Raw genomic sequence first — 12,965 nt, forward strand, 5'->3', positions numbered from 1 at the left:
TGCCTAAAGAATAGGTCGATGATCACATGCCCAATCACATATTTATCAACCGAGAGTCAGGGAATGATAACATTTCAATATTCTATGACGAACCATCATTTGTGGTCATTGCGAATAAAGACGATTTAGCTAGCATTCAGTTGATTGATGAGTCTAAAAAACTTGGCATCTATATATTGTTAGGTGGTGATAAACGATATATAGGTCAAGCATCAAATGCTATTTTTAATCGGTTGCAGCAACATTATATTAATAAGCCTTGGTGGAATAAATTAATATTTTTTGGCCGCGAAGATGGCCATTTATCAAAAGCACAGTTAGATCTGCTAGAACGCAAAATAATTGAAAAAATGAAACGAGCAGAAATCGAACTAGATAATAATACCCAAGGTAATCAGAGCTATATTGATAAATTAAGCCAATTTTCTGCCTTATCATTGTTATTTGGTGGACAGTATTATACAGGAAGCTCTTACAGAGACGTCTTTACTAAATTAGTATCTACACTTGTTCTGTCATCAGATTGGGGAGTGTTTCGTTAGCTGATATTAAGTTTTGGGCGAATTTAGCCACCCGAATTGGTGTGAGTGCTGCTAATGGCAATTGGCAGGCCCGCGATAAGAAAATGTACGTCTAGTCTTGGCGGATAACCGCAATTTCCAATGCCACGTCGATTTCACGACCGAGCGCATCATAGTGCCCATACGTCGGATAAGTGGCAAGAAAGCCAATCGCAAGTCCTTCTGATTGCTGCGCTAAGTCGGCAATGAGTTGGCGGGTTTTGGCTTCATCAAAAGGGATGTTGCAAATGTCCGCCTCAAGCTCGACGTCGGCTAAAAACAAGTCTAAGTCGTCATTTCTGAAGAGTGGTGCGTGTTCGTAAAGTAGGGTGTATTTCATATCATGACCTCCTGGAAATTGTGCTATTAAGATAGTACTTATTATAAGAGGACATCAAGGGTGCGTGCTGTGCTTATGGTACAAACTACTTAGGATAGGGGGACAACAATTATGGTTGAAGCACAACATCAAGAAGCAATTGAGCAGGTCATTTTGAATTTGAAGGCCCAAGTTGCCGGGTTGAATCAACAAATCGAAGTGTTGTCGAAGTTATTAGAAGTTAAACATGAAGACATTAATATTGACGATGTACCAGGTCAATTGAAGTGGGCGGCGACTGATGTGATGAACAATGATCATTTGAAGATGATTTTAGTTCGTGGTGAAAATTACGAGTTCCGTGAACGCTTGATTAACCAAGCGTTCGATACCGGTGTGACCATCGTTGAAGTTGAACAATTCATGGAAGACTATGAAGCTGGTCAACGTGGTGGTCAAGTTGGGGCGCAAAAGTTCAAGGATCGTTATGACGATTACGATGTCCTGGTGATTGAAAACTTGGAGCAATTGGCCGGTAATCGTGCTAAGTTGCAAGAAAAATTATTTGATCGCGTCTACGCCCGTTCACACGCTGGTAAGTTGACGGTGCTATCAGGTAATGCGGCCTTTATTATTGCTGGTGAATCTGAAGAGTACTTGCAAATGTTGAGTTTGGGTAAGAATATTTTTGTGGGCTAACAATAGCCAAAAAGCCGGTGGAACTTTGTGTCTCACCGGCTTTTTTAGGCAGTTGTAGCCCCGTACAGTAATTCTGGTACAACGTAAACCGATGTCACTGTTTCGCCAGCCAATTGCTTCATCAGTAAAGCAAACATATGTTGGGCAATGGTTGCAAGTGGTTGCTGAATCGTCGTAATCGGCAACTCCGCTAGTTGATGGACATAGATACCATCGAAACCAACAATGCTTAAGTCGGTGGGCACTGTTAGTCTCTGGCTACGACCAGCCCGCAATGCACCTAATCCCAATCGGTCTGTCGCAGCCACAATCCCGGTGCTGCCACACAGGTTTAAGGCCGGCTAAAAAGGCTTGGGCTGCGTGCTCATCATTTGGCAGATGATATATCTCAGTTGTCCGACCAGCTGTTAACATCGCGTCACGGTAACCAACCTCGCGATTAACAACAAATGGTTCAGACATATCGATGCCAAGATAAATCAGGCGCGCATAACCAGCGTCGAGCAGGGTGTTGGTCGCCAACTGGGTGCCGGCCTTATTGGCGATATCCACTGACGGGATCACCGGTTCAGTACCATAAATGACGACAGGAACGGTTAAACTCTGCAAGAGTTCAAAATCTGATCCGAGAGCGCCACTGACTAAGAAACCATCCACGTTTGTTAAATCAAAATTACGATCGTGCCGCATTTCCAAGGTGTAACCAGCTTGCCGTAATTCATCCGTTAAATGCAGCAATAAATGCGCATAATATGGTTCAATTTCATTGATATCATCTAACAAGATGAAGGCAAACATGTTACCGGTAACTTCAAAAAACACTTGCATCTGATTTTAGAATCGGTTATATTTAAAATTGTGAATTAAACGCTTACATTTGCAAACAAAAATACAATTGAGTTTATAAGGGGAACGAAGATGATAAATGAGGAGACTCGTCAAAATCTACCAACATTACCATTACATACCATTTGGATGTTGAGTTTCGCATTCTTTGGTGTACAAATGGGCTTCTCATTGCAGAGCTCAAACTTGGGACGACTATTACAAACACTTGGAGCTGATCCGCGCTCGCTGGGGTGGTTCTTTATCCTACCACCGGCCGCCGGCTTGCTCGTGCAACCAATTATTGGTCGTTTATCAGATAAGACATGGAACCGATTTGGTCGTCGTATGCCGTATCTGATTATTGGAGCGGTCGTGTCAGCTATCGTGATGTTCTTGTTGCCAAACGCAGGAAGCTTGGGATTCAAAGCAACGATTGCGTTGATCTTTGGTGCCATCACTATCCTGTTTATGGGCATGGCATTCAACGTGGCGATGCAACCAATCCAGATGGTCGTCGGTGACACGGTTAACGAAGAACAAAAAGGTTACGCGTATTCAGTGCAATCATTCTTAGCCAATGCTGGTTCAGTGGTAGCCTCAATTTTCCCATTCGCATTAACGGCGATGGGGGTGGCCAACACGGCTAAGCCAGGCGTCATTCCAGATTCAGTGGCGATTTCATTCTACGTTGGTGCGGTTGTCTTGGTGATTACAACCATCATTGCGCTGATTAACGTGAAGGAATATGACCCAGAAACGTATACCAAGTATCACGGAATTCAAGAAGAAGGACCAAAAGAAAGTGTGATGCACTTGCTGACGCACGCACCAAGCATTTTCTGGAAGTTGGCAGTTGTGCAATCCTTTAGCTGGATAGCTTTCCAATACCTTTGGACGTATGGGACTGGGACGATTGCTGATACGGTTTGGCATACAACGGCTGCTCATTCAGCCGGCTATCAAGCTGCCGGTAACTGGTTTGGTGTGTTGAGTGCCGTGCAATCAATCGGCGCCGTACTTTGGGCTTTGGTTTTGACTAAGGTGAAGCCAGCGCAAGAGTGCTTCGCTTATGGCGGTAGTTTGCTGCTCGGGGCTATTGGGTTCGGATCGATTTTGTTCATTCATAACCAATGGGCTTTGTTGGTGTCATTCATGTTAATCGGATTTGCCTGGTCAGCAATTTTGGCTTATCCATTCACATTTTTGACGAAAGCTTTGGATGGTAAGAACAACGGCACATATTTGGGTCTGTTCAACGGGGCCGTCACGATCCCACAAATTGTGGCGTCAGTTGCCTCATTTGGCTTGTTCCCATTGTTGGGTTCATCAATGCCACACATGTTGTTAGTTTCTGCAATTGCTTTAATCATTGCAGCATTGTCAGTGGGGCGTTTGCTCCGTAGCCACGTTTAAAAATTTAAAAATAGGAGAATATCATGAAGCGAATTTTTGAAGTTAGTCCTTGGACTATTACCTCGCATGAGTTGCAACCAGCGGACAAGCGTTTGCAAGAATCAATGACGTCACTTGGAAATGAGTATATGGGGATGCGGGGCATGTTTGAAGAAACATATTCCGGCGACTCTATGCAAGGCGTTTACATTGGGGGCGTTTGGTTCCCTGACAAGACGCGTGTTGGTTGGTGGAAAATCGGCTACCCAGAGTACTTCGGTAAGGCGATTAATGCGTTGAATTTTGTGAAAGCGATTATTCAAATTGATGGGGTCACGGTTGATTTAGCAACGGTACCTTACACTGATTTTGAAGTCACTTTGGATATGCAAGCAGGTGTCCTGCACCGTCAATTTACGGTTAACGGTGTGCGGGTACAAGTCGATCGCTTCATCTCGGTTGCGACGAAGGAACTGGCTGATTTGCGGTGGTCATTCACAGCTATTGATGGGCAGACCCACGATGTGCAGTTGACGGCATTGATTGATGGCGACGTCGTCAATGAGGATTCAAATTATGATGAAAAATTCTGGGACGTGCTTGATGCAGAAGTAACCAACGACACGGCGTTCTTAATGACGCGAACTGTGCCCAATCCATTTGGTGTGCCCCAATTTACAGTGGCGGCCCAGCAACGATTTGTGTCGGATTTGCCAGCAATTGATGTTGTGCAAGAAGACAAACAAGTTGGAAACATTTTTGCGGGTCAAGTTGGTGCGGCAACACAGCGCATTGAAAAGCGTGTGATTGTCACGACTTCACGTGATTATGCAGATGATGCTGCTGTTAAGCATGCAACTGACACTATTTTTGCTAGCATTGCATCAGCAACCTATGACGACTTGTATGATGCACACACGGCTGGATGGGCGGAACGTTGGGAAAAGGCCGACGTTCAGATTACTGGTGACGAAGCGGCCCAACAAGGCATTCGCTTCAACTTATTCCAATTATTTGCCACGTATTATGGTAACGATGCGCGTTTGAACATCGGACCAAAGGGCTTCACTGGTGAGAAGTATGGTGGTGCGACGTATTGGGATACGGAAGCATTTGCCATTCCAGTTTACCTAGGGGTTACTGATCCAGCTGTCGTGAAGTCATTGTTGAAGTACCGTTATCAACAAATCGAAGGGGCTTACCACAATGCTAAGCAACAAGACTTGGCTGGGGCTTTGTTCCCAATGGTGACCTTCGATGGTATCGAATCACACAACGAGTGGGAAATTACGTTTGAAGAAATCCACCGTAATTCGTCGATCGCCTATGCCATCTACAACTACACGCACTTGACGGGTGACCGTTCATGGCTTGAAAACGAGGGTAGTGAAGTGTTGATTGGTATCGCACGCTTCTGGGCTGACCGTGTGCACTATTCAGCACGCAACGATGCGTACATGATTCACGGTGTTACCGGACCAAACGAGTACGAGAACAACATCAACAACAACTACTACACTAACTGGATGGCTAAGTGGGTCTTGTCATACGCTTTGGAAAACATCGACACGGTTGCACCAGAGTTCCAAACGAAGTTGAACGTTACAGCTGAAGAACGCAAGCACTGGCAAGAGATTGTCGACAAGATGTACTTGCCTGAAGCGGACGTTACTGACGTCAACGGTGTGCCACGTCACGTCTTTGTTGCGCACGACACATTCTTGGACAAGGAATTGGTACCAGTCCGTGATTTGGATCCAAAGCACTTGCCAATTAACCAACACTGGTCATGGGACCGTGTCTTGCGTTCACCATACATCAAGCAATCAGATACATTGCACGCGATGTACTACTTCCCAGATGCCTTTACGGAACAACAAAAGCGTGACAACTATGAATTCTATGAGCCATTCACGGTGCACGAGTCATCATTGTCACCATCTGTTCACTCAATTATCGCTGCTGACTTGAAGATGGCCGATAAGAGTGTCGAGTTCTACGAGCGTACAGCACGTCTTGACTTGGATAACTACAACAACGACACGTCAGACGGGTTGCACATCACGTCAATGACGGGTGCCTGGCTATCAATCGTGCAAGGATTTGCTGGCATGCGTGTCCGCGATGATCAATTGCACTTTGACCCATTCTTGCCTGATAAGTGGCAAGGCTACAGTTTCCGCTTCCTATTCCGCGGTCGCTTGTTGTCAGTCGCTGTTGACCAAAACGGTTCACACGTCGAATTGTTGTCTGGTGAGCCATTGACGATTGATTTGGCTGGTGAAAAGCTAACTTTGGAGGCCTAAGATGACGAAGTTTTCAGAAATTAAGGGATTTGCCTTTGACTTGGATGGCGTCATCACGGACACCGCTAAGTTTCACACGCAAGCTTGGCATGCGCTTGCTGACCAAGTAAACGTGACTTGGACGCCAGAATTGCAAGAGTCATTGAAAGGGATTGACCGCATGGGCAGTCTTGAGATGATTTTGAAGGCTGGCAACAAGCAAGATGACTACACACACGATGAAAAGGTGGCGTTGGCATCTTGGAAGAATAACCACTACGTTGAATTGATTTCTGGTTTGACGCCGGATGATATTTTGCCGGGGATGGCAGATTTCATCAAGGAATTGAACGATAAGGGCTACCGGGCGAGCGTGGCATCGGCGTCAAAGAACGCACCGTTTATCTTGGACAAGCTTGGCTTAACGGATAGCTTTGTCGGAATTGTTGACCCAGCAACGCTACATGCCGGTAAGCCTGATCCAGAAATTTTTGTCCGCGCAGCTGAAATCTTGAACTTGCTACCGGAACAAGTCATTGGCTTAGAAGATTCGGCAGCCGGAATTGCGTCAATCAACGGGGCCGGTGAAGTATCGTTGGGGATTGGGGATACGACTGTACTGGCGGCGGCGAACCTTAATTTTGCTAGCACAGCTGAGGTCACCTTAGCTAACATTGCGGCAAAACTTGATTAACTCACCACGGTTGATAATCTCAAAAAAATAAACCACTCAAATAAGTTTGCCACTAAAAAGGCCATCGGTTTCCAGGTTCAAAGTCAAATGGTACTGATGATCGGTAAAATTTAATATTTTGAACCTTGCTTAGGCAGCTGATTTTCTACGCTTTGTCAACACAGATGTTGATATATAGCTATTCCGATCGTTCTAGTAAACTTGATTTATTCAACTCACTAGAACGATTTTTGTTTTGATCCGGATTATTCATGCACTAAATTTTTAACCACAGCTAAATCAGTAAAATACGATAAATCACCTTGAAACTGCCAGTACCTTGGCACGGTTTCAGGGTGTTTTTTTCGATTGAGCGTTTTTTGAGAAAAATGGGCACACTAAAACCAGCCAGATTTTGCTATTTTTTTGAAAATCTACTTCGTTGTTTTATTGCCACAAAGCATTTAGTCGTTCCCAAGCTCGCCAGAACAGACCATCGAATTGTTCTTGGATGCGGCTATCTAACGTCAAGATCACCTTGCGGGCGTGCTTAGTGACACGTCCCCCGATTTTTAACAAACGGTCTCGAAAGGTGTTGATTGTCCACGATTGTTGCTGGTCGTCCAATGCAATACTCTTCATCAACCGCATCAAGTTTGATGCAATTACTGAGATCCACATGCGCGCTTTGTTGGCGAAAAATGAACTGCTATCAGTTTTGCCGAAGGCAAATCCACCTTTAAGCTCGCGAATAATGTCTTCAATCGCCGCACGCTTGCGGTAAACACGGACGATGTCTTTTTGTGGAAGACTTAGGTTAGTGACGATGAACTGTGTACCGCCATGTTCATCATTTAAAACGATAACACGACGTGCTTTGTCCCATGAGGCGGCTTGATACTCAAATTCATCGGTCATGATAAGCGGATGGTAACCGATGTTCAAGTAGTGATAATTAAAACCAATTTTTTCTTGATGACCAAAGGTCTCAAAGTAGGTTGAATCCAAATCTAGCACCAGTTCAGTGTTGGCTGATCTTTCATCAATTAAAGATACAATACGACGATTTAATTCTTGTAGCTCATCAATGTCTTCGTTCGTGAGATGTGATAGAAATCTGGAAATAGTTGGTTGAGATGCCATGTTTTGCGCATAAACAAGTCGATGTTCGATATCTTGGATCAAGTAATCTGCAACGTTGTCGTTGCGATAACCTTCGATAACTTGAATGAGCATTTGCAATAACAATTCTACCTTAGCATAGCGTGGATTTTTGCGATTATCGTTGAATTCAACGTTATTAAAGAGCCTGGAAACTACAGGTGAATTCAGAAACATACTAAGCAGCACGTTGCCACCATCCGAGGTAATTGGTGCCCCATTGTCTGAAACTGCAACTAAATGGTTGCTAGGTAATACTTTTTGAGTCATAATTTTAGACGCTCCAATTTTTGAGTATTTGGTTTGTTTTTCACTAACAAAATATCATAAAAAAGAGCTCCTATGGTTTTTACCCAACGGGTGAAAGCGCAAAACCCGCTGAAACGGTATTAACTTGCTGTTTCAGCGGGTTTTTGTTTGTCTTGATGAATAATCCGGGTTTATTCATGATAAAAAGACCGGTAAAGCAAACACGTTATATTTAAAGCCTGTTCAGCAAGACTTATTGCAATATCATGATTGGCTGGTCCAAGAAAATATCAATTCTGAGTGGTTATTCCCCTCGACAGCCCATCATGATCGCCATATCACCGATAAACAGTTTTATAAAGTGATGGCGCGTGTTGGTGATCTACTAGGTATCAACTATTTAGGCACGCACACTATGCGTAAAACAGGTGCTTATCGCGTCTATACACAATCAAACTACAACATTGGCTTAGTCATGCATTTATTGAATCACTCAAGTGAAGCCATGACACTGACTTATCTTGGGTTAGACCAAGCTAGTCGCGAAACGATGTTAGATCAAATTGATTTGGGTTAACCTATTAAAAAATTTTGCTCATAAGTCAATAATTCGGAATGTTTTTTATCTAGGTCTGAACTGATTAGGCAACTTTTATTTTTGGTAGATTGTAAAATTTAAGTTGAACATATTGGTGGACAGAAAAACCCATAAAGGTCTTTAATGGTGTCACCACAACATTCCACTAGAAAGAAGGACCTTTATGGGCACCACTATTTTATCATTTGAAGACCGCGTTGTCATCGAAACACTTCATCATGAAAAGCACTCACTTCAATATATTGCCGATTATTTAGGCTTTAGTAAAACCACTATCTTTAATGAGGTTCATCGCTTAGCTGGTGAGTATCACGCAGTTAAGGCTCAAACTGACCATGAAGTTAAACTTAGTCATCGTGGTCGTAAAACCATCTTAACGACTAACCTAAAGCGATTGATTGAAGAAAAAATCAAGATCCAAAAATGGTCAATTGAACAAGTGGCTCATGTAGTTAGAATTGCCTACAAAACCATCTATAACTGGATTGATCAGGGACTACTGGATATTAATGTGACTGATTTACCTGACCATGGTATTCGTCGCAAACGAGCTAAAGAAACCCGTGGTAGTTTTAGTCATGGACGTTCCATCGAAGATCGTCCAGCTGAAATTTCTGATCGTAATACTTCAGGTCACTTCGAAGCTGATACAGTTTTATCTGGAAAACGTAAAGGTCAAGCAGTAGCTACGTTTGTCGAGCGTAAGAGTCGGCTTACCATCGTTAAACGGCTTAATGGACGAGATAGTACTTCAATGACCAAGGCTATTTTAGAATTGGCTAACCAGTTAGGAGATAATCTCAAGACCCTTACTGTTGACCATGGGAAAGAATTCGCCAACTACAATTTGATTGAAGAACAGGCCGGTGTTCCGCTGTACTTTGCGCACGCTTATTCGCCACATGAACGAGGCAGTAATGAAAATCGCAACCGAGTACTACGCCGCTTCATTCCAAAGGTCAACCGATTGATGAGATTACCGATGATGAATTGATTCAAATTAACTGGTATTTGAATTCCCGACCACTCAAATGTTTAAATTGGCGAACACCGATTGAGATCTTTTTGCGTAATCTGCGTTACTAAATTTGTTCAAGTTATTTCTTGCAATCTGCCACATATTTAAAAATAGGATTTATTCTAAATTTAAAAAAATTCAAGTATCAAAAAAGACCAATCATAAAGATTGATCTAATACACTGACTTGCAATCTGGAAGTGATGTCCTACCATCGCTTCCTTTTTTTCTGAAATTATTTTACCATAATTATCCGACTATCTTATTCTTAAAATTAAACTACCCAGCCACATTTCCACTAAGCTGATTAACAAACAGACGAAAATTAGCATTAATAAGATGAGCCATAAAGCCGCAATGAGCAATAGGAGTCGGTCGATGGTTAAGTGAAACGAAAGACTGATAGTTTCTAAAATTCCACCGATGACACTCAGTACGGCAATTACCATGAAGAAACTTGGTAAACCAGTATAACTAGAATGCAGATCTTCGCTTGATAAACTAAAGACTGTCGAGCTAATCATCCCAATTAAGATGATTAAAATAAGCTGATTGACAATGCCAGCGTTTAGAAAAGCAGTGGTAAAGTTGCCTAACCAAGTTGTGGTTATTTGCATAATAAAATTGATGAAATTGGTTGGACCTAATTGTTTAACTTCATCCAAAGGAATCGCAGTATAAATCGGGTGACACAAAAATTCTAATAAGAGCCAGCAGACCAATAAACCACTAAACAGGGGACCAAGTCCAATAAAAAAGCTGCCTAGGGTTTGGTATCGGCTTTTACGATTATACATACTGCCTACACTGCCTAGACTTCCATCTTCTGGATGAAAGTTTAGTAACTTAATTTGGGTAATTTTGTGGCCAAAAATTACTGCAAAAGCAGCATGACCTAATTCATGAATGATAACACCTAAGCCACCAAGCCAATATTGTGACTTGAAACTAAAATTATTGACCATGTACCCCTTCAAATTCTTAGCTAGAGTATAACTGATTAAACCATCTAATAATGGTAAGCCAATTAAGACAATTGCTAAAAAGCTGAAGAGATAAAAAATATTGAATACGAGATTTACTAACATATGCAATTCCTTTTTGGTTATTTGAATATGGTTTCATTATACTCCGAAGATAACAAAAAAGCCGTCAGTTCAATGAACTAACGACTTGGGATAACTGCTGTGGTTGGGCTCGAACCAACGACATCCTGATTAACAGTCAGGTGTTTCTACCAACTGAACTACACGTCAATGAATTGTCTTACTTGAGTACATGCACTATCTTAACAGCTATTATTCGTTTATACAAACTGATTTCATTTACTTTAATTTTAATGTTCCACTTTCGTGTTTAATTGTGTTTCATTAGTATGCAATGTTCGCATTTATAAAAATTGTGACTAATATGTGGACCTTAAAAGATATGGTAAATTTATTATCCGTGATTTGTTGAATAAAATGCTAATAATGAGCATTAATTAAGCAAAAAAATAATTAATTTAGTAAATATTTTTTGATTTGTCTAAAATAAGAGGAATGTTTGTGTTTCAGATGCTTATTTTTTGGTTTGGTATAACCATAAACAGAAAAAATAGCTTACTTTGTTTTCAAACTGATACAATTAAAGTATTAAGTTTTTGGAGATGAAGTTATGGATTCAAAAAAGAAAAATCTGCAGTTTGTTGGCATTAGTGCTTTAATTGGAGTTTTAACCGGAATTGTAATCTCCGTGTTTCGGATTTTAATTGAAAAAGGGCTTGATTATAGTGTAAAAGGCTATCTGTTGATTAAGCAGCAGCCTAATTGGTTATGGCTAATGATTCCACTTTTTATTGGATTAGGAATCATCGTCGGACTTTTGATGAAAGGTAATCCTAATATTCGGGGATCGGGAATTCCTCAAGTTGAAGCTCAACTAGCTGGCAATTTGGAAATGAACTGGTTCTCTGTTTTATGGCGGAAATTTATTTCTGGAGTTTTAACAGATGGAACTGGAGTTTTCATGGGACGTGAAGGTCCTTCGATTCAACTAGGGGGAGCAGTTGGGCAAGGAATTGCACAAGGATTTAAACAACACGGTTCTGATCGACGGCTTTTGATTACCACCGGAGCAGCCGCTGGTTTATCAGCCACTTTTAGTGCACCTTTAGCAGGAACTTTCTTCGTAATGGAAGGAATTCATCGTAATTTTCAGCCAACGGTGTGGTTGTCAGCTTTAACGGGGGCAGTTACGTCGAACTTTGTTTCATTCAATGTCTTTGGATTAACCCCGATTTTACCAATTTTCTATAATCGGGTCTTACCACCATTAGCCTATTGGCAATTAATTCCATTTGGATTAATTATCGGTTTATTAGGATATGTGTACAACAAAGGCTTGTTAGATTTTCCCTTATGGTATGCCAAAATTCGGATAGTTCCATGGTATTTTTATTGTTTAATTCCAATTTTATTGGTAATTCCGATTGGAGTATTTTTCCCAGAAACATTGGGTGGCGGAAGTAAACTAATTATGTTGGCTTCCACGCATAACTACCCGCTACAGTTACTTATTTTTTACCTAGTTTTACGGATTGGTTTTGGGTTAATTTCATATGGTGCTGGAATTCCTGGTGGTTTTTTCATGCCGATCTTGGCAGCAGGTGCTTTAATTGGTGCGGTGTATGGAACGGGGATGCAACAACTTGGTTTGTTGAACGCTGTTTATCTCAATAATTTCATCGTGTTTGGGATGGCTGGGTATTTTACGGCCGTCAGTAAGGAACCTTTTACTTCAATTATTTTGATTACCGAACTAGTAGGGAGTACGCACAACTTTATGTCATTAGCAATTGTCGTTTTGATTGCCTATTTGTCTTCTGATTGGCTTGGAAGTCAACCGATTTATCAAGCTTTGGCTGAAAGACTCACTCGGGTTAAACGTTATCTTGATTCTAAAGAACCAACTGATATCGCCAAAATGCCAGTCTATGAATATAGTCCTGTGGCACATGAATTTGTTAAAAACGTTAAATGGCCAGGTAACTCCATTCTAATTACGATTAAACGGGGTAATTTAACGATTATTCCCAAAGGAAAAACTAAAATCAAACCAGGCGATGTACTCTACGTATTAGTTCACAAAAATAACATTGGTTACCTTTATGAAAAAATGAAGGAATTAACTATGAGTAATTAAG

Annotated in this window: 11 protein-coding genes, 1 tRNA gene and 2 pseudogenes; 8 read left to right on the plus strand and 6 right to left on the minus strand. The window is 41.6% G+C overall.

The features are described 5' to 3' along the window. Positions 1-26: 26 nt before the first annotated feature. Positions 27-542 (plus strand): GIY-YIG nuclease family protein, encoded by a 516-nt coding sequence (locus PY770_RS01785; protein WP_056957721.1) that lies wholly within the window; start codon positions 27-29, stop codon positions 540-542. 91 nt (positions 543-633) lie between these two features. Here the strand turns inward: PY770_RS01785 and PY770_RS01790 are convergent, their stop codons facing one another. After that, positions 634-900 (minus strand): hypothetical protein, encoded by a 267-nt coding sequence (locus PY770_RS01790; protein ID WP_163601934.1) that lies wholly within the window; start codon positions 898-900, stop codon positions 634-636. A gap of 111 nt (positions 901-1,011) precedes the next feature. Here PY770_RS01790 and PY770_RS01795 point away from each other — a divergent pair, with 111 nt between their 5' ends. Next, a complete protein-coding gene (locus tag PY770_RS01795) occupies positions 1,012-1,578 on the plus strand; it encodes a hypothetical protein (RefSeq protein WP_103423489.1) in 567 nt (188 codons plus the stop codon). A 44-nt stretch (positions 1,579-1,622) separates the two neighbouring features. Here the strand turns inward: PY770_RS01795 and PY770_RS01800 are convergent, their stop codons facing one another. Together PY770_RS01800 and PY770_RS01805 are read right to left on the minus strand one after the other, a co-directional pair. Next, a complete protein-coding gene (locus tag PY770_RS01800; RefSeq protein WP_275046032.1) occupies positions 1,623-1,886 on the minus strand; it encodes a substrate-binding domain-containing protein in 264 nt (87 codons plus the stop codon). Continuing rightward, entirely contained in the window at positions 1,837-2,400 is a 564-nt protein-coding gene (locus tag PY770_RS01805; RefSeq protein WP_225361290.1) for a LacI family DNA-binding transcriptional regulator, read from the minus strand. The genes PY770_RS01800 and PY770_RS01805 overlap by 50 nt, the downstream gene beginning before the upstream one ends. A gap of 96 nt (positions 2,401-2,496) precedes the next feature. On the opposite strand from PY770_RS01805, the gene PY770_RS01810 reads away from it, so the two are divergent. Genes PY770_RS01810 through pgmB form a run of 3 tightly spaced genes read left to right on the plus strand, consistent with a single transcriptional unit; the run spans position 2,497 to position 6,777 of the window. Next, positions 2,497-3,819, plus strand: a complete 1,323-nt coding sequence (locus PY770_RS01810; RefSeq protein ID WP_275046033.1) for an SLC45 family MFS transporter — start codon at positions 2,497-2,499, stop codon at positions 3,817-3,819. Positions 3,820-3,842: 23 nt separating this feature from the next. Then, the gene (locus tag PY770_RS01815; RefSeq protein ID WP_103423491.1) at positions 3,843-6,104 is read left to right on the plus strand and encodes a glycoside hydrolase family 65 protein; all 2,262 of its coding nucleotides are present in this window, start codon (positions 3,843-3,845) and stop codon (positions 6,102-6,104) included. Position 6,105: 1 nt separating this feature from the next. Next, a complete protein-coding gene (gene pgmB / locus PY770_RS01820; RefSeq protein ID WP_056957726.1) occupies positions 6,106-6,777 on the plus strand; it encodes a beta-phosphoglucomutase in 672 nt (223 codons plus the stop codon). Between the two features lie 426 nt (positions 6,778-7,203). Here pgmB and PY770_RS01825 read toward each other — a convergent pair whose 3' ends face one another. Next, complete coding sequence (locus tag PY770_RS01825; RefSeq protein ID WP_275046034.1) at positions 7,204-8,187, minus strand: transposase; 984 nt, start codon at positions 8,185-8,187, stop codon at positions 7,204-7,206. Between the two features lie 163 nt (positions 8,188-8,350). Between PY770_RS01825 and PY770_RS01830 the strand changes: the two are divergent. After that, positions 8,351-8,743: pseudogene (locus PY770_RS01830) on the plus strand (tyrosine-type recombinase/integrase); the annotation flags it as partial. Between the two features lie 184 nt (positions 8,744-8,927). Further along, positions 8,928-9,850 (plus strand): annotated as a pseudogene (locus tag PY770_RS01835) (IS30 family transposase). 188 nt (positions 9,851-10,038) lie between these two features. Here PY770_RS01835 and PY770_RS01840 read toward each other — a convergent pair. Both PY770_RS01840 and PY770_RS01845 read right to left on the minus strand, forming a co-directional pair. Further along, positions 10,039-10,746 carry a hypothetical protein gene (locus PY770_RS01840; RefSeq protein ID WP_275046035.1) on the minus strand — a complete coding sequence of 236 codons (708 nt, stop codon included), beginning with the start codon at positions 10,744-10,746 and terminating at the stop codon, positions 10,039-10,041. 217 nt (positions 10,747-10,963) lie between these two features. Beyond that, positions 10,964-11,037: transfer RNA gene (locus PY770_RS01845), tRNA-Asn, on the minus strand. A 400-nt stretch (positions 11,038-11,437) separates the two neighbouring features. Here PY770_RS01845 and PY770_RS01850 point away from each other — a divergent pair. Further along, a complete protein-coding gene (locus tag PY770_RS01850) occupies positions 11,438-12,964 on the plus strand; it encodes a ClC family H(+)/Cl(-) exchange transporter (protein WP_056957729.1) in 1,527 nt (508 codons plus the stop codon). Position 12,965: the final 1 nt, after the last annotated feature.

Source organism: Fructilactobacillus sanfranciscensis (assembly GCF_029023685.1).
Classification (GTDB): Bacteria; Bacillota; Bacilli; order Lactobacillales; family Lactobacillaceae; genus Fructilactobacillus; species Fructilactobacillus sanfranciscensis.

What these genes read in the sequence shown, in the direction of transcription:
- PY770_RS01810 (WP_275046033.1), top strand. Translation starts at nt 2,497, where the DNA reads ATGATAAATGAGGAGACTCGTCAAAATCTACCAACATTACCATTACAT.
- PY770_RS01785 (WP_056957721.1), top strand. Translation starts at nt 27, where the DNA reads ATGCCCAATCACATATTTATCAACCGAGAGTCAGGGAATGATAACATT.
- pgmB (WP_056957726.1), top strand. Translation starts at nt 6,106, where the DNA reads ATGACGAAGTTTTCAGAAATTAAGGGATTTGCCTTTGACTTGGATGGC.
- PY770_RS01840 (WP_275046035.1), bottom strand. Translation starts at nt 10,746, where the DNA reads ATGGTCAATAATTTTAGTTTCAAGTCACAATATTGGCTTGGTGGCTTA.
- PY770_RS01850 (WP_056957729.1), top strand. Translation starts at nt 11,438, where the DNA reads ATGGATTCAAAAAAGAAAAATCTGCAGTTTGTTGGCATTAGTGCTTTA.
- PY770_RS01795 (WP_103423489.1), top strand. Translation starts at nt 1,012, where the DNA reads ATGGTTGAAGCACAACATCAAGAAGCAATTGAGCAGGTCATTTTGAAT.
- PY770_RS01815 (WP_103423491.1), top strand. Translation starts at nt 3,843, where the DNA reads ATGAAGCGAATTTTTGAAGTTAGTCCTTGGACTATTACCTCGCATGAG.
- PY770_RS01790 (WP_163601934.1), bottom strand. Translation starts at nt 900, where the DNA reads ATGAAATACACCCTACTTTACGAACACGCACCACTCTTCAGAAATGAC.
- PY770_RS01825 (WP_275046034.1), bottom strand. Translation starts at nt 8,187, where the DNA reads ATGACTCAAAAAGTATTACCTAGCAACCATTTAGTTGCAGTTTCAGAC.